The 23,543-nt window shown below is 70.4% G+C and carries 15 protein-coding genes; 7 read left to right on the top strand and 8 right to left on the bottom strand.

Going from position 1 to position 23,543, the window contains the following annotated elements; translation table 11 throughout:
• Positions 1-93: 93 nt before the first annotated feature.
• Together ACZ3IJ_RS32580 and ACZ3IJ_RS32575 are read right to left on the bottom strand one after the other, a co-directional pair.
• Entirely contained in the window at positions 94-981 is an 888-nt protein-coding gene (locus tag ACZ3IJ_RS32580) for a tRNA (adenine-N1)-methyltransferase (RefSeq protein WP_391799617.1), read from the bottom strand.
• Between the two features lie 150 nt (positions 982-1,131).
• Entirely contained in the window at positions 1,132-2,265 is a 1,134-nt protein-coding gene (locus ACZ3IJ_RS32575; protein WP_467474336.1) for a site-2 protease family protein, read from the bottom strand.
• Positions 2,266-2,506: 241 nt separating this feature from the next.
• On the opposite strand from ACZ3IJ_RS32575, the gene ACZ3IJ_RS32570 reads away from it, so the two are divergent.
• Together ACZ3IJ_RS32570 and ACZ3IJ_RS32565 are read left to right on the top strand one after the other, a co-directional pair.
• Positions 2,507-3,505: a RecB family exonuclease gene (locus tag ACZ3IJ_RS32570; protein ID WP_467474165.1), complete on the top strand. Its 999-nt coding sequence runs from the start codon at positions 2,507-2,509 to the stop codon at positions 3,503-3,505.
• A gap of 10 nt (positions 3,506-3,515) precedes the next feature.
• Entirely contained in the window at positions 3,516-4,187 is a 672-nt protein-coding gene (locus ACZ3IJ_RS32565) for a response regulator transcription factor (protein ID WP_361439024.1), read from the top strand.
• Between the two features lie 124 nt (positions 4,188-4,311).
• Here the strand turns inward: ACZ3IJ_RS32565 and ACZ3IJ_RS32560 are convergent, their stop codons facing one another.
• The 4 genes from ACZ3IJ_RS32560 to metH form a co-directional block, all read right to left on the bottom strand.
• The gene (locus tag ACZ3IJ_RS32560; protein ID WP_467474163.1) at positions 4,312-5,886 is read right to left on the bottom strand and encodes an ABC transporter substrate-binding protein; all 1,575 of its coding nucleotides are present in this window, start codon (positions 5,884-5,886) and stop codon (positions 4,312-4,314) included.
• 78 nt (positions 5,887-5,964) lie between these two features.
• Positions 5,965-7,554, bottom strand: coding sequence for an ABC transporter substrate-binding protein (locus ACZ3IJ_RS32555; protein WP_467474161.1), 1,590 nt, complete (start codon positions 7,552-7,554; stop codon positions 5,965-5,967).
• A gap of 491 nt (positions 7,555-8,045) precedes the next feature.
• Complete coding sequence (locus ACZ3IJ_RS32550; RefSeq protein WP_467474158.1) at positions 8,046-8,744, bottom strand: HAD family hydrolase; 699 nt, start codon at positions 8,742-8,744, stop codon at positions 8,046-8,048.
• A 136-nt stretch (positions 8,745-8,880) separates the two neighbouring features.
• Positions 8,881-12,390, bottom strand: a complete 3,510-nt coding sequence (metH, locus tag ACZ3IJ_RS32545) for a methionine synthase (protein WP_467474156.1) — start codon at positions 12,388-12,390, stop codon at positions 8,881-8,883.
• A gap of 302 nt (positions 12,391-12,692) precedes the next feature.
• On the opposite strand from metH, the gene ACZ3IJ_RS32540 reads away from it, so the two are divergent.
• The 5 genes from ACZ3IJ_RS32540 to ACZ3IJ_RS32520 all read left to right on the top strand — a co-directional run bounded on the left by ACZ3IJ_RS32540 (position 12,693) and on the right by ACZ3IJ_RS32520 (position 18,899).
• The gene (locus tag ACZ3IJ_RS32540) at positions 12,693-13,457 is read left to right on the top strand and encodes an IclR family transcriptional regulator (protein WP_361439325.1); all 765 of its coding nucleotides are present in this window, start codon (positions 12,693-12,695) and stop codon (positions 13,455-13,457) included.
• 282 nt (positions 13,458-13,739) lie between these two features.
• Entirely contained in the window at positions 13,740-14,525 is a 786-nt protein-coding gene (locus tag ACZ3IJ_RS32535; protein ID WP_467474153.1) for an MIP/aquaporin family protein, read from the top strand.
• Positions 14,526-14,560: 35 nt separating this feature from the next.
• A complete protein-coding gene (gene glpK / locus ACZ3IJ_RS32530) occupies positions 14,561-16,096 on the top strand; it encodes a glycerol kinase GlpK (RefSeq protein ID WP_467474151.1) in 1,536 nt (511 codons plus the stop codon).
• A gap of 6 nt (positions 16,097-16,102) precedes the next feature.
• On the top strand, positions 16,103-17,707 hold the full coding sequence (locus ACZ3IJ_RS32525; protein ID WP_467474149.1) for a glycerol-3-phosphate dehydrogenase/oxidase: 1,605 nt from the start codon (positions 16,103-16,105) through the stop codon (positions 17,705-17,707).
• A gap of 181 nt (positions 17,708-17,888) precedes the next feature.
• Complete coding sequence (locus ACZ3IJ_RS32520) at positions 17,889-18,899, top strand: PAC2 family protein (protein ID WP_467474147.1); 1,011 nt, start codon at positions 17,889-17,891, stop codon at positions 18,897-18,899.
• Positions 18,900-19,012: 113 nt separating this feature from the next.
• Here ACZ3IJ_RS32520 and ACZ3IJ_RS32515 read toward each other — a convergent pair whose 3' ends face one another.
• Together ACZ3IJ_RS32515 and mshC are read right to left on the bottom strand one after the other, a co-directional pair.
• Positions 19,013-22,051 carry an NPCBM/NEW2 domain-containing protein gene (locus ACZ3IJ_RS32515; RefSeq protein ID WP_467474145.1) on the bottom strand — a complete coding sequence of 1,013 codons (3,039 nt, stop codon included), beginning with the start codon at positions 22,049-22,051 and terminating at the stop codon, positions 19,013-19,015.
• A gap of 132 nt (positions 22,052-22,183) precedes the next feature.
• Positions 22,184-23,413, bottom strand: a complete 1,230-nt coding sequence (mshC, locus tag ACZ3IJ_RS32510; RefSeq protein ID WP_467474143.1) for a cysteine--1-D-myo-inosityl 2-amino-2-deoxy-alpha-D-glucopyranoside ligase — start codon at positions 23,411-23,413, stop codon at positions 22,184-22,186.
• Positions 23,414-23,543 lie beyond the last annotated feature (130 nt).

Below are 23,543 nucleotides of genomic sequence, written 5' to 3'. Positions count from 1 at the left end.
CGAACGTGAAGGTGCCGCCGTCGAGTTCCGGGCCCTTGGGGCGGAACTCGACGGCGGCACGCGTTCGTTGTCGGGGCGTCAGCCTCGGGGGCGTCAGCCCTTGTTGGGGCCTTCGTAGTCCTCGCCGTAGGCGCCCTTGGCGGGGCGGCGGCGGCGCATGGGGGGCTCGACGCCGTCGGCGAGGCGCCGGGCGGTGACGAGGAAGCCGGTGTGCCCGATCATGCGGTGGTCGGGGCGGACGGCCAGGCCCTCCACGTGCCAGTTGCGGATCATGGACTCCCACGGCTGGGGTTCGGCGTAGCAGCCGAACTCCCGGATGGACTCCACGGTGCGCGCGAGCTGGGTGGTGGTCGCCACGTAGCAGCAGAGGATGCCGCCGGGGACGAGGGCCTTGGAGACGGCCTCCAGGCACTCCCAGGGAGCGAGCATGTCCAGGATGACGCGGTCGACGTCGGTGTCGGACAGGTTGTCCTGGAGGTCGCCGACGGTCAGCTCCCAGGCGGGGTGCGGGCCGCCGAAGTAACGCTCGACGTTGCCCTTGGCGATCTCGGCGAAGTCCTCGCGGCGCTCGTAGGAGTGCAGCATGCCGCTGTCTCCGATGGCGCGCAGGAGGAAGCTGCTGAGAGAGCCCGATCCCACACCGGCTTCCACGACGCGCGCGCCGGGGAAGATGTCGGCGAAGGCCAGGATCTGCCCCGCGTCCTTGGGGTAGACCACGGCGGCGCCGCGGGGCATGGACAGGACGTAGTCGGGGAGCAGGGGGCGCAGCGCGAGGTAGGCGACGTTTCCCGTGGTACGGACAACACTGCCCTCGGGAGCACCGATCAGCTCGTCGTGGGGGAAGGAACCCTTGTGGGTGTGGAAATTCTTCCCGGCCTCGAGCGTGAACGTGTAGTGGCGTCCCTTGGGATCGGTGAGCTGGACCTGGTCCCCGACCTTGAAGGGCCCGCGACGGCGGGCGGCACCGGTCGGTTCGGACATGTGAGCACCTTATCAAGGGCTCAGTCACCTCCGGAGCGCCGAAGCCGACGCCGACGGTCGGCCGTGCTCGCCGCTCGTGCCTCACGGCTGCGCGCGCCCTCCCTTTCGGCGCCGGGCACGCTCCTTCGGCTCGTTCGCCGTGTACCGGGGTTATGCGGAGGGTCGTGCCATGGCCTTGACGAAGGCGCGCTCCACGTCCGCGGCGGAGAGGACTCCGTAGATCGCGTCGTTCTCCTCGACGACGAGGTATTCGGAGGCCGGGCTGGTGCGGAGGTGGTCGAGCAGGGGCTGGCCCGTGAGTTCGGCGGGGACCCTCATGCCGTCGGTGAGGTCCTGGGTGAGTGTGCTGACGGCGACCCAGGGGCGGCGGTGCTGGGGGACGCCGGCGATGGCGGTCTCGCGGACGAGTCCGGTGGGGTTGCCCTGGCCGTCGACGACGACGAGCGCGCGGGCCCCGGCCTCGTTGGCACGGCGGAGCGCCTCGGAGAGCGGGGTGGCGGGCTCGACGGGGATGGCGCGCCTGGTGAGGGTGCGGGCCCGGAGTTCGGGGAGGTGTTCGCGGAGCCGGGCCATGCGGAGGCTGTTGCCCGCGCCGGTCCAGATGATCGCGGCGAGGATCGCGGCGAGCAGGGCGTCGGTGACGGTGTCCATGCCGCTGATCTCGTCGGTCGAGTTGCCGAGGAGGCCGGTACGGGTGAGGAGCGGGAGGCCGATGAGGACGGCGACGGCGAGGGCGCGGCCGACCCAGGCGGCGGCGACGGTGCCGGTCATGGGCTTTCCGGTGATCTTCCAGACCACGGCGCGCAGCATCCGGCCGCCGTCGAGCGGGAGGCCGGGCAGCAGGTTGAAGATCGCGACGATCAGGTTGGAGATCATCAGGCCGGCGAGGAGGACACCGGGGACGGTGCCGGGTTCGACGGCGTACATCGTGAGGTAGAAGACGCCCGCGAGGATCAGGGAGAGGAGCGGGCCGACGAAGGCGAGGACGAACTCGCGGCCGGGGGTCTCCGTCTCCTTCTCGATCTCGGAGACTCCGCCGAAGAACTGGAGCTGGATGCGGCGCACCGGGAGTTTGAAGCGGAGCGCGGCGATGGTGTGGGCCAGTTCGTGCACGAGCACGGAGGCGTAGAAGGCGATCGCGAAGAAGAGGGAGACCAGGTAGCGGGCGGCGCCGAGGTCGGGCAGGACGCGCTGGATCTGGTCGCCGAAGACCCAGGTGATCAGCGCGGCGACGAGGAACCAGCTGGGCGCGACGTAGACGGGCACGCCGAAGGGGCGGCCCATGAGGATGCCTCCGCCGGGTTCCTCGCTCCGCCGGGTGCGGGCGTCGGCGTTGGCCGGCGGTTCCGGGTCGCCGGACCGCGGCCGCTTCTTCTCGCCGCGCTCGTCGTCCTGGTTCACGGGTTCCTCTCGTAGCCTTCCGCGCGACCCCTGTCGTGCGTCACTCTTCGATCATGCAGCGTGACGGGGTCCGGCGTCGATGGTATTCGGCCCGCTGTCGGTGGCGGGTCGTAGGGTCTGTGTCATGAGTACGAGCGAGCAGCCGCCCGTGGGGGCCCGGACGCCCACGTCGTTGTCGCCCTCGCGGGCGAGCGACTTCATGCAGTGTCCCCTGCTGTACCGGTTCCGCGTGATCGACAGGCTGCCCGAGAAGCCGAGCGAGGCGGCGACGCGGGGCACGCTGGTGCACGCGGTCCTGGAGCGGCTCTTCGACCATCCCGCGGTGGAGCGGACGGCGCCGCGGGCGAAGGCGCTGATCCCGGGCCAGTGGGACCGGCTGCTGGAGTCGCGGCCCGAGCTGGGTGAGCTGTTCGCCGAGGACGCGCAGGGGGAGCGTCTGTCGCGGTGGCTGGTCGAGGCCGAGAGGCTGGTGGAGCGGTGGTTCACGCTGGAGGATCCGACGCGTCTCGAGCCGGCGGAGCGTGAGCTGTTCGTCGAGACGGAGCTCGACTCGGGGCTGCGGCTGCGCGGGGTGATCGACCGGATCGACGTGGCGCCGACGGGCGAGGTGCGGATCGTCGACTACAAGACGGGCAGGGCTCCGCGACCGGAGTACAGCGAGGGCGCGCTGTTCCAGATGAAGTTCTACGCGCTGGTGATCTGGCGGCTGAAGCAGGTGATACCGCGCCGTCTGCAGCTGGTGTACCTGGGCAGCGGTGACGTGCTGACGTACGACCCGGTGGAGGCGGATCTGCTCCGGGTGGAGCGGAAGCTGCTGGCGCTGTGGGAGGCGATCCGGCTCGCGACGGAGACGGGCGACTGGCGGCCGCGCCCGACGAAGCTCTGCGGCTGGTGCGACCACCAGGCGGTCTGTCCGGAGTTCGGCGGGACTCCCCCGGTGTATCCGCTGGAGGTCGGAGGGGCGGCTCGGGACGGGGTGAGGGAGAGGACTCTGGAGGAGATCGGGGAGAAGACCCGGGAGGAGATCCAGGAGGAGGTCCGGGGCGAGATCGTCTCCGCGCGCCCGCCGGAGTCGGGCGATTCGGGGCAGGGCAGAATGGACCCGGTCCAGCCCGCGCCGTAAAGGAGTTCTCGTGGCTATCCGCGTCCTACTGGTCGACGACCAGCCGCTGCTGCGCACCGGTTTCCGGATGATCCTGGAGGCCGAGCAGGACATCGCGGTCGTCGGTGAGGCCGGGGACGGTCTGCAGGCCCTCGACCAGGTCCGGGCGCTCCAGCCCGACGTGGTGCTGATGGACATCAGGATGCCGCGGATGGACGGGGTCGAGGCGACGCGCCAGATCACGGGTCCGGGCCGGGACGGTCCGGCGAAGGTGCTGGTGCTGACCACCTTCGACCTGGACGAGTACGTGGTGGAGGCGCTGCGGGCGGGAGCCAGCGGCTTCCTCCTGAAGGACGCGCCGGCCAACGAGCTGGTGCAGGCGATCCGGGTGGTGGCGGCCGGCGAGGCGATGCTGGCCCCGTCGATCACGCGCCGGCTGCTCGACAAGTACTCGGCCCACCTGCCGTCGGGCGACGAGCAGGTGCCGGACACGCTGAACACCCTGACCGACCGCGAGGTCGAGGTCCTGAAGCTGGTGGCGCGCGGTCTGTCCAACGCGGAGATCGCGGCGGACCTGTTCGTCAGCGAGACGACCGTGAAGACGCACGTGGGCCATGTGCTGACGAAGCTGGGCCTGCGCGACCGGGTCCAGGCCGCGGTGTACGCGTACGAGAGCGGTCTGGTGCGCCCCGGCGCGCAGTAGGCGGCGGCGCGGGGCAGCGGGTACGGAACGGAAAGGGGCCCGGCACGCGTGATGCGTGCCGGGCCCTTTCGCTCGGCGACACGGGACGGTGCACCGTGGCGCCGGGCGCTTCCGGGTGACCCCGTCAGCCCTTCTTGATCTCCCAGAAGCGGAAGACGGTCGAGGCGTCGAGCGTCCAGTCGAGGCCGGTGATGCCGTCCCGGGCGACGGCGTACTGCTTGCCCTGCCAGAGCGGCAGGAGCGGCAGCTCCTCGGCGACGAGGTCCTGGAGCTTGCCGAAGTCCTGGTCGGTGCCGGCGCGGTCGGCGGACGCGGCGGTCTTCGGGAGCAGGGTGCCGGTGATGGTGTCGTTGGCGTAGTTGTTGCCGAGGACGTTGCCCTCGCCGAAGAACGGGGCGGTGAAGTTGTCGGCGTCCGGGTAGTCGGGCACCCAGCCCTTCACGTACACGCCGTACTTGCCCGCGGCGATGTCCTTCTCGTACTGCTCGTACGCGACGGACTTCACGTCGGCCGCGAACAGGCCGCTGCGGTTGAGCTGTTCGGCTATCGCCTTGAGCTCCTCGTCGGTGGAGGGGCCGTACCGGCTCGGCGTGGACCAGAGCGTGAGCTTCACCTTGTCGGTGATGCCGGCCTTGCGCAGCGCCTTCTTGGCCTTGGCGGCGTCGGGGCTGCCGTAGGTGTCGAAGAAGGCGGTGTTGTGGCCGGCGATGCCCGCGGGGACGATCGAGTAGAGCGGCGTGGCGGTCGACTTGTAGATGTTCTGGACGAGCGCCTCGCGGTCGACGAGGTGGGCGATCGCCTGGCGGACGCCGAGCTTGCCGACGACGGGGTCCTTGACGTTGAAGACGAGGTGCTGGACCTCGGCGCTGGTGCCCTGGACGACCTCGACGCCCTGGTCGTCCGCGGAGGCTTCGAGCGTGGCGATCTCGTCGGCGTTGAGGCCTCGGTAGGCGATGTCGACCTCCTTCTCGGCGAAGGCCTTGGAGAGGGCGGCGCGGTCACCGCCGTAGAGCTTGAGGGTGACACCGCCGTTCTGCGGCTTGGCGCTGCCCCGGTAGTCGGCGTTGACCGAGAAGACGGCCTCGGTGTCGCTGATGGAGTCCAGCTTGTACGGGCCGGAGCCGACCGCCTTGCCGTCGGTGCGCAGCGCGTTCTCGTCGTACTCGCGGTGGTCCACGATCGAGCCGGCGCCCGAGGCGATCTTGCTCGGGAAGGTGGCGTCGGCGGTCTTGAGGCGGAAGACGACCGTCAGGTCGTCGGGGGTCTCGATGGAGGCGATCGAGGAGAGCAGCGGCGCCGGGCCGGCCGGGTCGTCTATCTTCAGCGCGCGGTCGAAGGAGAACTTGACGTCCTTCGAGGTCAGCGGGTTGCCGTTGGAGAACTTCAGGCCCTCGCGCAGGGTGCAGGTGTAGACCTTGCTGCCGCCTGCGAAGGCGCACTTCTCGGCCGCTTCCGGCTGGGGCTCGGTGGTGCCCTTGGGGAAGCTGAGCAGGGACTGGAAGACGTTGTTGAACAGCAGCCAGGAACCCGGGTCGTAGCCGGCGGCCGGGTCGGTGGCCAGTACCTCGTCGGACATGCCGACGCGGACGTTGTCACCGGAGTTCGCGGCGCCTCCGCCCTGCTCCGTGCCGCAGCCGCTGAGCAGGGCGGCGGACAGGCCCGCGGCGAGGGGGGCCGTCAGCCACTTGTTGTGCTTCACAGAACGTGCCTCTTGATCTCTTGCCAGGCCGGCCGCGCGCGGGTGCGCGGCCGGTGTAGCCGAACGGGTGGAGGAGGGTCAGGCGCTGCCGCGGCCGAGCTCCCACAGGAGCAGGTCCGAGGAGGTGTTCAGCGCCCATTCGACACCGGTCAGGTCGTCGTGCGCGGCGACGTACTGCTTGCCCTGCCAGAGCGGCAGGACCGGTACGTCCTGGGCGACGATCTTCTGGATCTGTCCGAAGACGGGGCTCGCGGCGCTGCGGTCGGCCGAGCGGCGGGAGCGCGGGATCAGCTGGTCGCGTACGGACGCGTTGACGTAGGGGGTGTTCAGGAAGTTGTCGGCGTCGAGGAAGGGGGCGACGTAGTTGTCCGGGTCCGGGAAGTCCGGGAACCAGCCGAGGCCGTAGACGGGGAAGTCGCCGCGCTTCTGCGCCGGCCGGAAGGTCGACCACTCGCTGCCCTTGACGGTCACGTCGAAGAGCCCGGTGGCGTTGAGCTGGTCGCGCAGCGCCTCGAACTCCGCCTTGGTGCCGGCGCCGTAGTGGTCGGTGGTGTAGTGCAGCGTGAGCGCGACGGGGGCGGTGATGTCGGCCTTGCGCAGGATGCCGGCCGCCCGGCTCTTGCTGGGCTCGCCGTAGGCGTCGAAGAAGGCGGTGGAGTGGCCGGTGACGCTGGAGGGGATCAGCGAGTAGAGCGGCTGGGCGGTCGCTCCGTAGACCGAGTTGACGATCGCGCCGCGGTCGATGACGGTGGCCATGGCCTGCCGGACGGCCTTGTCCTTGACGGACGGGGCATCGGTGTCGAAGGCGAGGTAGCGGATCTCCAGGCCCGGGACCTCGGTGAGCTCGATGCCGTCCTTGGGCTTCTCGGTGAGCGACTTGACCTGGTCGAGCGACATGGAGCGGGTCATCATGTCGATCTCGCGGCTCTCCAGGGCCTTGCCCATGACGTCGGCGTCGGGGAAGGAGCGCAGCTCGACCTTGTCGTTGTTCAGGGCGATGTCGCCCTTGTAGTTCGGGTTCCTGGTGAAGACGGCCTTGCGGATGCGCTCGCCGTCGCGCTCGGTCTTCATGACGTAGGGGCCGGAGCCGTCGACGTCGAAGCCCTCGCGGAGCTTCGTGGCGCTGTACTTGTCCTTGCTGAGGATGCCGGCGACCGGGGTGGAGAGCTTGTACGGGAAGGTCGCGTCGGGGGTCGTGAGGTGGAACACGACCTCGCGCTCGCCGTTGGTCTCGACGGTGTCGACGTTGGCGAGGAGCGCGGCGGTGCCGTTGTCCGACTTGATGGCGAGGACGCGCTCGACGGAGAACTTGACGTCCGCGGCGGTGAGGGGCGAGCCGTCGGCGAAGGCGAGTCCCTCGCGCAGCTTGCAGCGGTAGCTCTCGCTGGCGCGGTCGCTGAAGCCGCAGCTCTCGGCGGCCTCGGGGACGGGCTCGCCGCCGCCGCGGGGCACGTGCATCAGGGTCTGGACGGTCTGCCGGAGGATGTTCCAGGCACCGGTGTCGTAGGCGAAGGCCGGGTCGAAGGGCGCGGGGGCCTCGCTGGTGGCGACGAACTGGTCCGTGGTGCCGACGACGATGGCTCTGGACTCGTCCGAGTCGCCGCAGGCGACGAGCAGCGGGGCGAGCAGGCCGACGACGGCCGGCAGGGCCAAGGTCTTGCGGTTCATCCGGGGCGTTCTCCTCATCCCGCACGGGGATACAGCGGCGTACGGACACTCCGCCGCTTCCGCCCGTTCCGGGCGGGCGATCGGGCCGGGATGGTGAGCGATCGGCCTGCGTTCGCGGCGACCTGGATGCGGCGCCGACGCACGCGGAGGGTGCGGCGAGTACTCGCGAAAGATTAGTGGGAGACGCCGATACGACGGACCGCGCAAGGGCGGGCCCGGATGCGGATAGTGATCATGAATACGGAGAGCCCGATAGTCATGCGCGGGAATGATTCATCCTGGAACGCGCGAATCAGGACAGACCTCGATGGTCAAACCCCGGCGTTACGGACATGGGGTGCGGGACGGCCACCGGCGGTCCAGCACGCTGGGTGACGAAGGTCACGCGTGCGGCCGTTCCGCGGATGGCCGGTCCCGTTCCATGGATGGCCGGTCACAGAGGTACGGGGAGGCGCACCGCCCGTGTCACGGGCCGGCGATCGCCGACGGGATCACGGCCCGGCGATCAGCGTCCGCAGGAAGGGCACGTCCACGTCCTCCAGGGAGCGGACCACGACCCGTCCGGCGGAGGGCGCGATCGGGGCGACCGAGGGGACCGCGACCACACGGCAGCCGGCGGCCTCGGCGGCCGCCACGCCGGTCGCGGTGTCCTCGATGACGGCGCACAGCGAAGGGTCCGCGCCGACCCCGCTCGCCGCCGTCAGATACGGCTCGGGGTCGGGCTTGGTGCGCAGCACCTCGTCACCGGCCACCGTGAGGGTGAAGGGGTCCCGGCCGAGTGAGGCGAGGACACGGTCGATGATCCTGCGGTGCGAGGCGGAGACCAGCGCGGTCGGGATGCCGTGCTGCGCCAGCTCGGCGAGGAGCCGCTCGGCTCCCGGCATCAGCGGCACGCCCCGGGCGATGCGCTGCTCGAACTTCTCGTTGAGCAGGACCGTGAGCTCGGGAAGTGTGATGTCGGCGCCGGTGGCCTCGATCAGATAGCCCGCGCTGCGGGTCATGGGGCCGCCCACCACGATGTCGCGCCAGGCCTCGTCCAGCCGGTGTCCGAGGTCGGCGAACGCCTCGACCTCCGCGTCCCACCAGAACCCCTCGGTGTCGACCAGGGTGCCGTCCATGTCGAGGAAGACCGCTTGCAGCGCGGAGCTTCCGTTGGCGCGGAACAGGGACGCGGGGACCGTACTGGTCATCCGGCACACACCTCCATGGAGGGACGAGAAGGCCGGTCTCCCTCCCCGGTACGGGGTAGGGCGACCGGCCTGCACTGGACCGACCAGTGTACGTCCGGATCACCTGAGGTGCGCTGATTTACCCGCGGGGCGGGTGTTACCGCGCGTTGAAGTACTTCGCCTCGGGGTGGTGGATCACGATGGCGTCGGTGGACTGCTCGGGGTGGAGCTGGTACTCCTCCGACAGCTGGACGCCGATCCGCTCGGGCCGGAGGAGATCCGCGATCTTGGCCCGGTCCTCCAGGTCGGGGCAGGCCCCGTACCCGAGCGAGAAGCGGGCGCCTCGGTACTTGAGCGCGAACATGTCCTCGACGTCGGCCGGGTCCTCGCCCGCGAAGCCGAGCTCGGCGCGGACGCGCGCGTGCCAGTACTCGGCGAGGGCCTCGGCCAGCTGCACGGAGAGACCGTGCAGCTCCAGGTAGTCACGGTAGGAGTCGGACTCGAACAGCTTGGCGGTGGCCTCGCCGATCCTGGAGCCGACGGTGACGACCTGGAGGCCGACGACGTCGGTCTCGCCGGACTCCTCGGGGCGGAAGAAGTCCGCGAGGCAGAGGCGGCGGCCGCGGCGCTGGCGCGGGAAGGTGAAGCGGGTCCGCTCGTTCCCCGCCTCGTCGAGGATGATCAGGTCGTCGCCCTTGGAGACGCACGGGAAGTAGCCGTGGACGACGGCCGCCTCCAGGAGGTTCTCGGTGTGCAGCTTGTCCAGCAGGCCGCGCAGCCGGGGCCGGCCCTCGGTCTCGACCAGCTCCTCGTACGTCGCGCCGCCCGCGCGGGCCTGCTTGAGTCCCCACTGCCCCTTGAACAGGGCGCCTTCGTCCAGCCAGGAGGCGTAGTCCTTCAGCGGGATGCCCTTGCTGACGCGCGTGCCCCAGAACGGCGGGGTGGGCACCGGGTTGTCGGTGGCCACGTCGGAACGGCCGCCCGGCTCCGACTCCTCCGCCTCCAGGGCCGGGGTGTCCCGCTTGGCGACCCGGCGCTGCTTGAGCTCCGGCAGTACGGCTCCGGGGACACCGCGCTTGACGGCGATGAGCGCGTCCATCAGCCGCAGGCCCTCGAAGGCGTCGCGGGCGTAGCGCACCTCGCCCTGGTAGATCTCGTGGAGGTCCTGCTCGACGTAGGCACGGGTCAGGGCGGCGCCACCGAGGATCACGGGGTACTTGGCGGCCAGCTCGCGCTGGTTGAGCTCCTCCAGGTTCTCCTTCATGATCACGGTCGACTTCACCAGGAGTCCGGACATGCCGATGACGTCGGCGCGGTGCTCCTCGGCGGCCTCCAGGATCGCCGAGACCGGCTGCTTGATGCCCAGGTTGACCACGTTGTAGCCGTTGTTGGAGAGGATGATGTCGACGAGGTTCTTGCCGATGTCGTGGACATCGCCCCGGACGGTCGCCAGCACGATCGTGCCCTTGCCGTCCGCGTCCGACTTCTCCATGTGCGGTTCGAGGTAGGCCACGGCCGTCTTCATGACCTCGGCGGACTGGAGCACGAACGGCAGCTGCATCTGGCCCGAGCCGAAGAGTTCGCCGACGACCTTCATGCCGTCGAGCAGCGTCTCGTTGACGATGTCGAGGGCCGGTCGCTCCTGCAGGGCCTCGGCGAGGTCCGCCTCCAGGCCGTTCTTCTCGCCGTCGATGATGCGGCGCTTGAGGCGCTCCTCCAGCGGCAGGGCGAGGAGCTCCTCGGTCTTGCCGGCCTTCATCGACTTGGTGGTGGCTCCCTCGAAGAGGGCCATCAGCTTCTGCAGCGGGTCGTAGCCCTCGGCGCGCCGGTCGTAGATCAGGTCGAGCGCGGTGCTGACCTGCTCCTCGTCGAAGCGGGCGATCGGCAGGATCTTCGAGGCGTGCACGATCGCCGAGTCGAGGCCGGCCTTCACGCACTCGTCGAGGAAGACGGAGTTGAGCAGGATGCGGGCGGCCGGGTTGAGGCCGAAGGAGATGTTGGACAGGCCCAGCGTGGTCTGGACGTCCGGGTGGCGCCGCTTGAGCTCCCGGATGGCCTCGATGGTGGCGATGCCGTCCTTGCGGGACTCCTCCTGCCCGGTGCAGATGGTGAAGGTGAGGGTGTCGATGAGGATGTCCGACTCGTGGATGCCCCAGTTGCCGGTCAGGTCCTCGATGAGCCGCTCGGCGATCGCGACCTTGTGCTCGACGGTGCGGGCCTGGCCCTCCTCGTCGATGGTGAGGGCGATCAGCGCGGCGCCGTGCTCCTGGGCCAGACGGGTGACCTTGGCGAAGCGGGAGTCGGGCCCGTCGCCGTCCTCGTAGTTGACGGAGTTGATGACCGCGCGGCCGCCGAGCTTCTCCAGACCGGCCCTGATGACGCCGACCTCGGTGGAGTCGAGGACGATCGGCAGGGTCGAGGCGGTGGCGAAGCGGCCGGCGAGCTCCTCCATGTCGGCGACGCCGTCGCGGCCGACGTAGTCGACGCAGAGGTCGAGCATGTGCGCGCCCTCGCGGATCTGGTCGCGCGCCATCTCGACGCAGTCGTCCCAGCGGCCCTCCAGCATGGCCTCGCGGAACTTCTTGGAGCCGTTGGCGTTGGTGCGCTCGCCGATCGCCATGTAGGAGGTGTCCTGGCGGAACGGGACCGTCTGGTAGAGCGAGGCGGCGCCGGGCTCGGGACGCGGTTCGCGGACGCCGGGGGCGAGTCCGTGAACCCGCTCGACGACCTGGCGCAGATGCTCCGGGGTGGTACCGCAGCAGCCGCCGATCAGGGACAGTCCGTACTCGCGGACGAAGGTCTCCTGGGCGTCGGCGAGCTCGACCGGGGTCAGCGGGTAGTGCGCGCCGTTCTTGCCGAGGACGGGCAGGCCGGCGTTGGGCATGCACGAGAGCGGGATACGGGAGTGGCGGGCCAGGTAGCGCAGGTGCTCGCTCATCTCGGCCGGACCGGTGGCGCAGTTCAGACCGATCATGTCGATGCCGAGCGGTTCGAGCGCGGTGAGCGCGGCGCCGATCTCCGAGCCGAGCAGCATGGTGCCGGTGGTCTCGACGGTGACCGACACGATCAGCGGCACGTCGGCGCCGAGGGCGTCCAGGGCGCGGCGGGCGCCGATGACGGACGCCTTGGTCTGCAGCAGGTCCTGGGTGGTCTCCACGAGCAGCGCGTCGGCGCCGCCGGCGAGCATGCCCTCGGCGTTCTGCTGGTAGGCGTCGCGCAGGGTGGTGTACGCGGCGTGGCCCAGCGTCGGCAGCTTCGTACCGGGGCCCATGGAGCCGAGGACCCAGCGCTGCCGTCCGGTCGAGGCGGTGAACTCGTCCGCGACCTCGCGGGCGATGCGGGCGCCGGATTCCGACAGCTCGTACACCCTTTCGGGGATGTCGTACTCCCCCAGGGCGGCGAAGTTGGCGCCGAACGTGTTGGTCTCCACGCAGTCGACACCCGCGGCGAAGTACTCCTCGTGCACGGAGCGGACGATGTCGGGCCGGGTGACGTTGAGGATCTCGTTGCAGCCTTCGAGGTTCTGGAAGTCCTCGAGGCTGGGGTCCTGTGCCTGGAGCATGGTGCCCATGGCTCCGTCGGCCACGACCACGCGGGTCGCGAGTGCCTCGCGGAGGGCTGTGGCGCGGGTCCGGCTGTCAGCGGAAGGGGTCGGCGACGAGGCCATGGATGAGCTCCCTGGGATGCGACGGCTGTCGGCTTTGCACGCTCGGCGGAGGGTGCACGGAGCCAGACTAACCGCGCTGATGCCGGGGTGGACATCGCGTTCCACTGGGCGGACGGCATCCTGTGTCGCGGGGCTCCCGGTCGCGGCCGTTCATGCCCGACACTGTGTGGGTAAAGATCGGTCGGCATCGACCGATAGTGTTCAGCATTGTCGAACAGCATGATCCAAGCGATCCTGTTCCCCGAGGATCCACGGGAGGACCCGGGATCGCGACATCAATGGACAGGGAGAAGGGCCGGGCGATGGCGAAGAACATCCAGTCGCTTGAACGGGCGGCGGCGATGCTGCGACTGCTCGCGGGCGGCGAGCGCCGGCTCGGCCTGTCGGACATCGCCTCGTCCCTGGGCCTGGCCAAGGGCACGGCGCACGGCATCCTGCGCACCCTGCAGGCCGAGGGCTTCGTGGAACAGGAGGCGGCCTCGGGCCGCTACCAGCTCGGCGCCGAGCTGCTGCGCCTGGGCAACAGCTATCTGGACGTGCACGAGCTGCGGGCGCGGGCGCTGGTCTGGACGGACGACCTCGCGCGGTCGAGCGGCGAGAGCGTCCACCTCGGCGTCCTGCACCAGCAGGGCGTGCTGATCGTGCACCACGTCTTCCGGCCGGACGACAGCAGGCAGGTCCTGGAGGTGGGGGCCATGCAGCCGCTGCACTCCACCGCCCTGGGCAAGGTCCTGTCGGCGTACGACCCGGTGGCCCACAGCGAGGTCCTGGAGGTGCCGCGCGAGGGCTTCACGCCCCGTACGGTCACCGAGCTCACGGAGTTCGAGACGCTGCTCGACATGACGCGCGCCCGGGGCTGGGCCGCGGACGTGGAGGAGACCTGGGAGGGCGTGGCCTCGGTGGCCGCCCCGATCCACGACCGGCGCAGGATGCCGGTGGGCGCCGTGGCGATCACGGGCGCGGTGGAGCGGGTCTGCGACGGGGGCGAGCTGCGCTCCGAGCTCGTCGCCGCGGTACGGGACTGCGCCCGCGCCGTCTCCCGCGACCTGGGCGCCGGCCGGTTCTGAAACGGAGCCGCTGATCAGGGGCGTGTGAGCGCACGGAAGGGCACGCTGAACCCGTCGGTAACGATCCCGTTATCGGCGGGTTTTTCGTTACCGGAACCCTTGACGCGCTGTTAACCGGAGGGCAAAACTTCCGTTCATCGGTCGGCATTGCCGAACACCTACCGGCAATACGCGCTAGAGTGTGGCAGTGCCAAGGGCCGGCAACGCCCTCATCAGAGGGCGCGGACCACCGGAGGGACCCGGGGTTCGCCTTCCCCTGGACGAAGGACAAAGGAGTCGCGGGTGTCCAGCTCCGACATCTTCATCGGCGAGATCATTGGTACCGCCGTACTCATTCTGCTCGGCGGCGGTGTCGTCGCCGCCGTGGTACTCAAGCGCTCGAAGGCTCAGAACGCCGGGTGGCTCGCCATCACCTTCGGGTGGGGCTTCGCGGTCATGACTGCCGTGTACATGACGGGTACCCTCTCGGGCGCCCACCTGAACCCCGCCGTCACCGTGGGCATCGCCCTCAAGGACGGCGACTGGAGCAACGTTCCGGTCTACTTCGCGGGTCAGATGCTCGGCGCCATGCTCGGCGCGTTCCTGGTCTGGGTCGCCTACTTCGGACAGTTCCAGGCCCACCTCACGGACGAGGAGATCATCTCCTCCCCGCACGAGGAGGGCATGGTCGACCAGAAGTCCGCCCCCAAGGCGGGCCCGGTGCTCGGTGTCTTCTCCACCGGCCCCGAGATCCGGAACGTCTGGCAGAACCTGGCCACCGAGATCATCGGCACCGTCGTGCTGGTCCTCGCGGTGCTCACACAGGGACTCAACGACAGCGGCAAGGGCCTCGGCGTCATCGGCGCCCTGATCACCGCCTTCGTCGTGGTCGGCATCGGCCTCTCGCTCGGCGGCCCGACCGGTTACGCGATCAACCCGGCACGTGACCTCGGCCCGCGCATCGTGCACGCCCTGCTCCCGCTGCCGAACAAGGGCGGCTCCGACTGGGGGTACGCCTGGATCCCGGTCGTCGGCCCCCTGGTGGGCGGCGCCATCGCCGCGGGTATCTACAACATCGCGTTCGCCTGAGCCGTCCTTCCACCCAGACCTCCTTGGAGCACACCGTGACCGACGCACACACCGCCGGCCCGTTCATCGCCGCCATCGACCAGGGCACCACCTCCTCCCGCTGCATCGTCTTCGACAAGGACGGCCGGATCGTCTCGGTCGACCAGAAGGAGCACGAGCAGATCTTCCCGAAGCCGGGCTGGGTCGAGCACGACGCCGCCGAGATCTGGACCAACGTCCAGGAGGTCGTGGCGGGCGCCATCGACAAGGCGGGCATCACCTCCGCCGACGTCAAGGCCATCGGCATCACCAACCAGCGCGAGACCACCCTGCTCTGGGACAAGAACACCGGTGAGCCCGTCCACAACGCCCTCGTCTGGCAGGACACCCGTACCGACGCCCTCTGCAAGGAGCTCGGCCGCAACGTCGGCCAGGACCGCTTCCGCCGCGAGACCGGCCTCCCCCTCGCCTCGTACTTCTCCGGCCCCAAGGTCCGCTGGCTGCTCGACAACGTCGAGGGCCTGCGCGAGCGCGCCGAGCGCGGCGACATCCTCTTCGGCACCATGGACTCCTGGGTCATCTGGAACCTCACGGGCGGTGTCGACGGCGGTCACCACGTCACCGACGTCACCAACGCCTCGCGCACCATGCTGATGAACCTGCACACCATGGCCTGGGACGAGAAGATCCTGCAGTCCATGGAGGTCCCGGCCGCCGTGCTGCCGGAGATCCGCTCCTCCGCCGAGGTGTACGGCACCGTCAAGGGCGGCGTCCTGGACGGTGTCCCGGTCGCCTCCGCGCTGGGCGACCAGCAGGCCGCGCTGTTCGGACAGACGTGTTTCGCCGAGGGCGAGGCCAAGTCCACGTACGGCACCGGCACCTTCATGCTGATGAACACCAGCGACAAGATCATCAACTCCTACAGCGGCCTGCTGACCACCGTCGGCTACCAGATCGGCGACCAGAAGCCGGTCTACGCCCTGGAGGGCTCGATCGCCGTCACCGGTTCGCTGGTGCAGTGGATGCGCGACCAGATGGGCCTCATCAAGTCCGCCGCCGAGATCGAGACCCTCGCGTCCTCGGTCGAGGACAACGGCGGCGCCTACTTCGTGCCCGCCTTCTCCGGCCTGTTCGCCCCCTACTGGCGCTCCGACGCCCGCGGTGTGATCGCCGGCCTCACCCGGTACGTCACCAAGGCGCACATCGCGCGCGCCGTCCTCGAGGCCACCGCCTGGCAGACCCGCGAGATCACCGACGCCATGACGAAGGACTCCGGCGTCGAGCTGACCGCGCTCAAGGTCGACGGCGGCATGACCTCCAACAACCTGCTGATGCAGACCCTCTCGGACTTCCTCGACGCGCCGGTCGTGCGCCCGATGGTCGCCGAGACCACCTGCCTCGGTGCCGCCTACGCCGCCGGCCTGGCCGTCGGCTTCTGGCCCGACACCGACGCCCTGCGCGCCAACTGGCGCCGCGCGGCGGAATGGACCCCTCGCATGGACGCCGACAAGCGTGACCGCGAGTACAAGAGCTGGCTGAAGGCCGTTGAGCGCTCCATGGGCTGGCTCGAAGACGGATCTGACGAGGAGTAATTCGACATGACCACCCTGCAGAGCGTCCCCGCCCTGGGGACGCGACCGGCCGCCGGTTCCCTTCCGAGCCGCGCCGAGACCCGGGAGCAGCTTTCCAAGGCGACGTACGACCTCCTGGTCATCGGCGGCGGCATCCTGGGCATCTCCACCGCCTGGCACGCCGCGCAGTCGGGCCTGCGGGTGGCCCTGGTGGACGCCGGCGACTTCGCCGGCGCCACCTCCTCCGCCTCCTCCAAGCTTCTCCACGGCGGTCTGCGCTACCTGCAGACCGGCGCGGTGAAGCTGGTCGCGGAGAACCACTTCGAGCGGCGTGCGGTCTCCCGTCAGGTGGCACCGCACCTCGCCAACCCCCTCACCTTCTACCTGCCCGTCTACAAGGGCGGCCCGCACGGCGCCGCCAAGCTCGGCGCCGGTGTCTTCGCGTACTCCGCCCTCTCCGCCTTCGGTGACGGCGTCGGCCACCTGCTCAGCCCGGCGAAGGCCGCGCAGGACGTGCCGGAGCTGCGCACGGACAACCTGAAGGCCGTCGCCGTGTACGGCGACGACCAGATGAACGACGCCCGCATGGCGCTGATGACGGTCCGCGCCGCCGTCGACGCCGGCGCCGTCGTCCTCAACCACGCGGAGGTCACCGGCCTTCGCTTCACCCGCGGCCGGGTCACGGGCGCGGAGCTGAAGGACCGTACGAGCGGGGACGAGTTCGGGGTCACCGCCCGCCTGGTGCTCAACGCGACCGGCCCCTGGGTCGACCACCTCCGCCGGATGGAGGACCCGAACGCGGCGCCCTCCATCCGCCTCTCCAAGGGCGCGCACCTGGTCCTGAAGCGGACCTCGCCGTGGAAGGCCGCCCTGGCGACCCCCATCGACAAGTACCGCATCACCTTCGCCCTCCCCTGGGAGGACATGCTGCTCCTCGGCACCACCGACGAGGAGTACGAGGGCGACCCCGGCAAGGTCGAGGTGACCGAGAAGGACACCGCGCAGATCCTGGACGAGGCGGCGTTCTCCATACGCGACCAGCAGCTGTCGCGCGATCTGATCACCTACGCCTTCGCCGGTCTGCGGGTACTGCCCGGCGGTCCGGGCGACACGTCGAAGGCCAAGCGCGAGACGGTCGTCACCGAGGGCCGCGGCGGGATGCTGTCGGTGGCCGGCGGCAAGTGGACGACCTTCCGCCACATCGGCCGTACGGTGATGAAGAAGCTGGAGTCCCTGCCGGGCCACCCGCTGGGCGAGGACTACGAGTCGGTCTCCACGCTGCCGAAGCGGCTCCCGCTCCCCGGTATCGCCAACCCGAACGCGGTGGCGCACCGGCTGCTCGTCGACGGTCCGGCCCCCGGTCCGCGGATGGCCGCCGACACCGCCAAGCACCTGGCGACGCACTACGGTTCGCTCTCCTTCGACATCGCGCGGATGGCGAACGAGAACCCCGAGCTGGCCCGGCGCATTCACCCGGACGCGCCGGAGATCTGGGCGCAGGTCGCCTACGCCCGTGACCACGAGTGGGCCGAGACGGCGGACGACGTGCTGCGTCGCCGTACGACGCTCACGATCCGCGGTCTGGCGACGGACGAGATCCGCGGCAAGGTCGAGGACATGCTCGGCCAGTAGCGCCGTGTAGGGGGCGGTCTCCATGGGAGACCGCCCCTTACGCGTTCGTGTGCCGGGGCCCGTTCCTGGGTAGTCGATCAAGGCCGCGAAGGCTCCCGGTGGTGCACGAGGGCTGCGGACGGGCCGTGGGAAAGCCGTAAGGTTGGTCCGTACGACAGGAACTTCGAAAAGGAGGCACTGGGTGATCGAGCTCGAGGGGGTACCCGAGCTGATCGACCCGGTCATGGTGGCCGCGTTCGAGGGCTGGAACGACGCCGGCGACGCCGCCTCCACCGCGGTCGCCCATCTGGACCGGGAGTGGAAGGGCGAGGTGTTCGCGGCGCTCGACGCCGAGGACTACTACGACTTCCAGGTCAACCGGCCCACGGTATGGCTGGACAACGGTGTCCGGAAGATCACCTGGCCGACGACGAGGCTCTCCGTGGTCCGGGTCGGCGGCGACAAGCCGCGCGATCTGGTGCTCGTGCGCGGGATCGAGCCGTCGATGCGCTGGCGCTCGTTCTGCAACGAGATCCTGGGCTTCGCCCACGAGCTGGGCGTGGAGATGGTGGTGATCCTGGGCGCGCTGCTCGGCGACACGCCGCACACCCGGCCCGTCCCCGTCAGCGGGGTCACCTCGGACCCGGACCTGGCGCGGACGATGGATCTGGAGGAGACCCGCTACGAAGGGCCCACGGGCATCGTCGGGATCCTCCAGGAGGCCTGCACGCACGCGGGCGTGCCCGCGGTCAGCCTCTGGGCCGCCGTACCGCACTACGTGTCGCAGCCGCCCAACCCCAAGGCGACGCTGGCGCTGCTCAACCGCCTCGAGGACCTGATCGACATGCGCATCCCGCTGGGTGAACTCCCCGAGGACGCGCGGGCCTGGCAGCTCGGCGTGGACCAACTCGCCTCCGAGGACAGCGAGGTGGCGGAGTACGTCCAGACGCTGGAGGAGGCGCGGGACACGGCGGAGCTGCCGGAGGCCTCCGGCGAGGCCATCGCCCGGGAGTTCGAGCGCTATCTGCGGCGGCGCGACGGCGGTCCGGGGCAGGGCCCCGGTCTCGCGACCGAGGGTGGCGACACCTCGTATCTGCGGGACCCCGGCAGCGGCCGGACCCGGCCTCCGAAGCCGGAGCGTCCCGCGCCGGAGCCCGAGCCGGAGCAGCCCCAGGACGACGAGGGCCCGGACGACGGCGACGGCGCGCAGTGAGCCGAGACCGAAGCCGTGAGCCGTAAGCCGTAAGCCGTAAGCCGTAAGCCGTACGAGGGTCGGGCGTACGGAGGAGGGGCCGCACCGGGTCGGTGCGGCCCCTCCTCCGTCGCTCAGGCGCAGTCGAAGCGGGCGGCCGCCCAGTCTCCGTGGTCACCGCTCTTGGAGCCGTTGGTGTCGGTGATCCGAAGGCGGAGGTGGCGTGCGCCGGTGACGTCGACGTCGACCGGTACGGTCGCCGACGCGCCGGTCACCTTGGGCGAGGTCCAGAGCACCTCGCCGTCGGCCTCGACCGAGAACGCGACCTCGCCGTAGCCGTTGATCTCGTCGTCGATGCCGACCTGGGCGGTGAAGGCGGTGCAGCGGCCGCCGAGGTAGAGCTCGATGTCGGAGTCGGCGTGCGCGCCGATGCCCTTCTCGTAGGTCGTCCCCGCCAGGGTCAGCGGGCGGCCGTCGCTCGCGCCCGACTCACCGTTGGAGCGGTCGCGTTCGGGCGGGCCCCAGCCGTTGGTGGCCTTCAGCCAGGGCAGATCGCTCGCCCAGACGCCGGCGGTCGGCGGCTCGGGCATCACTCCGACGGCGAACCGCTGGACGGCGGTGCGGTCCTGGCCCGCCGCGCGGTGGCGGACGGTCGCGGTGAGCGTGGCCTCGCCGGGCTTCGCGTCCTTCGCCGGGGTGACGGACACCTCGACCCGTCGCGTGGTGCCGGCGGGGATGCGGGCGACGGGCGCGGCCGGGGTGACCTGCCAGCCCTCCGGGGCGGTGAGGGACACCTCGACGCCGGTGGCGTCCTTCGTCCCCGCGGTCACGTCGACGGCGACGGTCCCGGGCACGCCCGCGCCGAGCTCCTGTCCGGCCGGGACGGCGGCGGTGGCGGACGCTCCGGGCAGGGCGCCGCCGACGGCGCTGGTGTCCTCCAGTCCGAGGGTGAAGGACCGGTCGGTGCGCTGGGCGACGGTCTTGACCTGCACCACTCCCCCGCGGTCGTCCCGGTCGTACCACCAGCCCTGGTCCGCCGCCTCGTAGGCGGCCCGGGAGGTGAGGCGGGGCAGCCTGCGCTCGCCGAGCGTGACGGCGCTCGGCGCGTCACCGGTGTGGACGGTGAACCGGTAGGGCCGGGAAGGGGACTTGCCCGCGTAGGAGCCCTTGCTCGCGCCGATCCTTACCGTCACGTCACCCGCGCCGCGCCGCGGCGCGCGGACCTCGGCGGTCTGGGTGGCGTACTGGCCGGTGCGGTGCGCGCGGGTGACGCCGTCGTCCTCGTACAGCTCGAAGGAGGAGTCGCCCTGCGGGTAGATGTCCCAGGCCAGCGGGGAGTCCGGGGTGCGGTCGGTGTACGAGCGGATGCCGCCGGGCCACATCGGGACGGTGGCTCCGGCCCGCACGAACAGGGGCAGCGTGTCGAGCGGGGCGCTGTAGTCGTCGACGGTGACGGGGCCCTGGTAGGTACGGCCGCTCCAGTAGTCGATCCAGGTGCCCTCGGGGAGGTAGATGCCGTCGCGCTCGACGGCGTCCTGGTAGACGGGGGCGACGAGGAAGTCCTCACCGCTCAGGAACTCGTACTTCGCCGTGTCCGACGCGGCCTTCGGGTCGTCCGGGTACTCCAGGACGAGCGGCCGGGCGAGGCCGACACCGGTCTCGGTGGCGCGGTGGGCGTGCGAGTAGATGTAGGGCAGCAGCGACTCGTGGAGCTTCAGGTAGTCCCGGTTGACCGAGGTGTACGGCTCGCCGTAGCGGAAGGGCTGCTTGTCGCTGGCGGCCCAGCCGTCCATGGTCATGGTGACGGGGAGGAACATCTTCCACTGGAGGTCACGGGTGTACGTCTTGGCGCTGCCGCCGAAGATGCCGTCGACGTCGCCGGTGGTGTAGGCGAGGCCGGACATGGAGGCGCCCGCGTACGTGGGGATCTGCCAGCGGATGTACTCCCAGGTGCCGGACTGGTCGCCGGACCACTGGACTCCGCAGCGCTGGGCGCCGGCCCAGCTCTCGGGTGCCCAGGTGAAGCCGCGGGCGTCGCTGTGGGCCTCGATGCCGGCGTAGGCGTCCTTGCAGCCGTCGAGGGCGAACTTGTACCCCTCGCCGACCCAGGCGACGTCGAGCTTGGCGACCCGCTGGCCCGCCTTCACCTGCTCCTCGAGCTTGTCGATGCCGTCCTCGGTCCACAGACCGAGCTCCATGCCGCGCTGCTTCAGGCCGGTCGCGGTCTCGGCGAGGTTCTCGTAGCCGCAGCCGTAGCCGTCGTTGACGAGCATCCAGCCGTTGGGCATGTCGTGCTCGACGTAGCCGTCGGCGACCTTGAGGGCGTCGAGGGTGTGGCGCTCGCCGCGGTTGGCGTTGTGGAGGTAGCAGTCGGCGTCGCCGATCTCCAGTCCGTAGACGGGCGGCAGGAACGGCTTCCCGGTGAGGCCGGTGTACTGCCCGATGACGTCCTTGAGCGCGTCGGACCCCGAGCCGGCGAAGTAGTAGGCGTCGAAGCGCTGTTCGCGGGCGCTGGTGGTGACGGGCTCGCCGAAGACGTAGGTGTTCGGCGCGTAGGTGTTGCGGTAGACGCCGTAGCCGGCCGAGGAGAGGTAGAAGGGCACGGAGTTGGGGTGGCCCCCGTCGTCCCAGTTGTAGTCGACGCCGACCTCGACGGTCTTGCCGCGGTGCGAGGTGTTGCCGCGGCCGTTCTGCATGCCGGCGCCGTAGAACTGCTCGTCGGCGCCCCGGGCCAGGGTCTGGGTGGTGCGGTCCTGGCTCCAGGTGAGGCCGTGGGCCTCGGACCAGAGCGGGGTGCCGTCGGCGCGGACGGCGGCGAAGCGCAGCGGCGCCTTGTAGGCGCGCAGGGTCACCTTCGCGGTGGTGAGTTCGTAGCGGTCGCCGCGGTCGTACCAGCGGGTCCTCGGCGGCGGGCCCTGGGGCCGGACGATGTCCTGCCCGGTGGGATCGGTGAACCGCCCGTCGGGGGCCAGCTCGATGCGGAAGGTCTCGTCGGTGACGAAACTGACGCGGGCCTGGGCGGCGCCGGCGGTCAGCCGGTAGACGGCGCCGTCGGCCTCGAAGCCGGTGAGGTCGCCGACGGTGGTGGGCGAGGGCTCGGCGGACTGGGCGCTCCCCGGTCCCGCGAACACCGCGAGAAGCCCGAGCACAGCGCCTGCGAATGCAGCCTTCATGCGCAATGTTGATTGCATGGACGGTATTTAGCGCAGAAACGAGCATGAAGGCCAGGACAAAACGGAACCGCCCTCGGACTTCGCGAGAAGTCCGAGGGCGGTTGTCCGGATGGAGGTCGTACGGAGGCGGGCCTAGAGAGCCACACCGAGCAGCGCGTCGACGGCACGGGAGGCGAGGCCGGGCGCGGACTCGTCCGTACCGCCCCCGGCGTTCTGCCGCTCGGTCCACCGGTCGACCGCGGCGAGCGCGGCCGGCGTGTCGAGGTCGTCGGCGAGTGCCTCGCGGATCTCCTCGACCAGCGCGTCGGCGGACGGCCCGTCGGGGCGGGACACGGCCGCGCGCCAGCGGTCCAGGCGCGCCACTGCGTCCTGGAGGACCTGGTCGGTCCACTCCCAGTTCGCGCGGTAGTGGTGCGAGAGGAGCGAGAGGCGGATGGCGGCCGGGTCGACGCCCTGGCGACGGAGCGCGGAGACGAAGACCAGGTTGCCCTTGGACTTGGACATCTTCTCGCCGTCGAGGGCGACCATGCCGGCGTGCACGTACGCCGTGGCCATGGGGAACTCGCCCGTCAGCGCCTGGGCGTGCGAGGCACCCATCTCGTGGTGCGGGAAGATCAGGTCGGAGCCGCCGCCCTGGACGTCGAAGCCCATCCCGAGGTGGTCGAGGGCGATGGCGACGCACTCGATGTGCCAGCCGGGGCGGCCGGGGCCGAGGCTGGCGCCGTCCCAGCTCGGCTCGCCCTCACGGGCGGCCATCCAGAGCATCGGGTCCAGCGGGTTCTTCTTGCCCGGGCGGTCCGGGTCCCCGCCGCGCTCCGCGGAGAGGTGGCGCATCAGCTCGGTGTCGTAGTTCGACACCTGACCGAAGTGCGGGTCCGCCTCGACGGAGAAGTAGATGTCGCCTTCGAGTTCGTAGGCGGCGCCGGAGTCACGCAGCCGCTCGACCAGCGGCACGATGCCCGGTATGGCCTCGACCGCGCCGATGTAGTGCTGCGGCGGCAGCATCCGCAGGGCGGTCATGTCCTCGCGGAAGAGGGCGGTCTCGCGCTCGGCGAGCCCGACCCAGTCGACGCCGTCCCGGATCGCCCGCTCCAGGAGCGGATCGTCGACGTCGGTCACGTTCTGGACGTAGTGGACCTGCCGCTTGGTGTCGAGCCACACGCGCTGAACGAGGTCGAACGCGTTGTAGGTCGCCGCGTGACCCATGTGGGTCGCGTCGTACGGCGTGATGCCGCAGACGTAGATACGGGCGACGGGGCCGGGGGCGAGGGTCACTCGTCCGCCGGTCGCGGTGTCGTGGATCCGGAGGTCGCGGCCCTTGCCGGGAAGGGCGGGGACCTCAGAAGCGGGCCAGGCATGCATGACCTGAGCGTAACCGGACACCTGTTCCGGATACGAACCGGATCCGGGATCTTGGCCGACAAGGCGCTCTTGCAGCTCGCAGCCATTCATGCATACCCCCTGGGGGTGCGGACCCAGGATCGAGGGTGGC

It is taken from the genome of Streptomyces sp. NPDC013317 (genome assembly GCF_055563155.1).
The sequence above is the reverse complement of the archived record's forward strand: the minus strand, read 5'-3'. Positions and strand labels throughout refer to the sequence as shown.

Bases quoted from the DNA above. Each gene is read 5' to 3' on its own strand.
- ACZ3IJ_RS32580 (WP_391799617.1), bottom strand. From the start codon at position 981: ATGTCCGAACCGACCGGTGCCGCCCGCCGTCGCGGGCCCTTCAAGGTC.
- ACZ3IJ_RS32575 (WP_467474336.1), bottom strand. From the start codon at position 2,265: ATGGGCCGCCCCTTCGGCGTGCCCGTCTACGTCGCGCCCAGCTGGTTC.
- ACZ3IJ_RS32570 (WP_467474165.1), top strand. From the start codon at position 2,507: ATGAGTACGAGCGAGCAGCCGCCCGTGGGGGCCCGGACGCCCACGTCG.
- ACZ3IJ_RS32555 (WP_467474161.1), bottom strand. From the start codon at position 7,554: ATGAACCGCAAGACCTTGGCCCTGCCGGCCGTCGTCGGCCTGCTCGCC.
- ACZ3IJ_RS32550 (WP_467474158.1), bottom strand. From the start codon at position 8,744: ATGACCAGTACGGTCCCCGCGTCCCTGTTCCGCGCCAACGGAAGCTCC.
- metH (WP_467474156.1), bottom strand. From the start codon at position 12,390: ATGGCCTCGTCGCCGACCCCTTCCGCTGACAGCCGGACCCGCGCCACA.
- ACZ3IJ_RS32540 (WP_361439325.1), top strand. From the start codon at position 12,693: ATGGCGAAGAACATCCAGTCGCTTGAACGGGCGGCGGCGATGCTGCGA.
- ACZ3IJ_RS32525 (WP_467474149.1), top strand. From the start codon at position 16,103: ATGACCACCCTGCAGAGCGTCCCCGCCCTGGGGACGCGACCGGCCGCC.
- ACZ3IJ_RS32515 (WP_467474145.1), bottom strand. From the start codon at position 22,051: ATGAAGGCTGCATTCGCAGGCGCTGTGCTCGGGCTTCTCGCGGTGTTC.
- mshC (WP_467474143.1), bottom strand. From the start codon at position 23,413: ATGCATGCCTGGCCCGCTTCTGAGGTCCCCGCCCTTCCCGGCAAGGGC.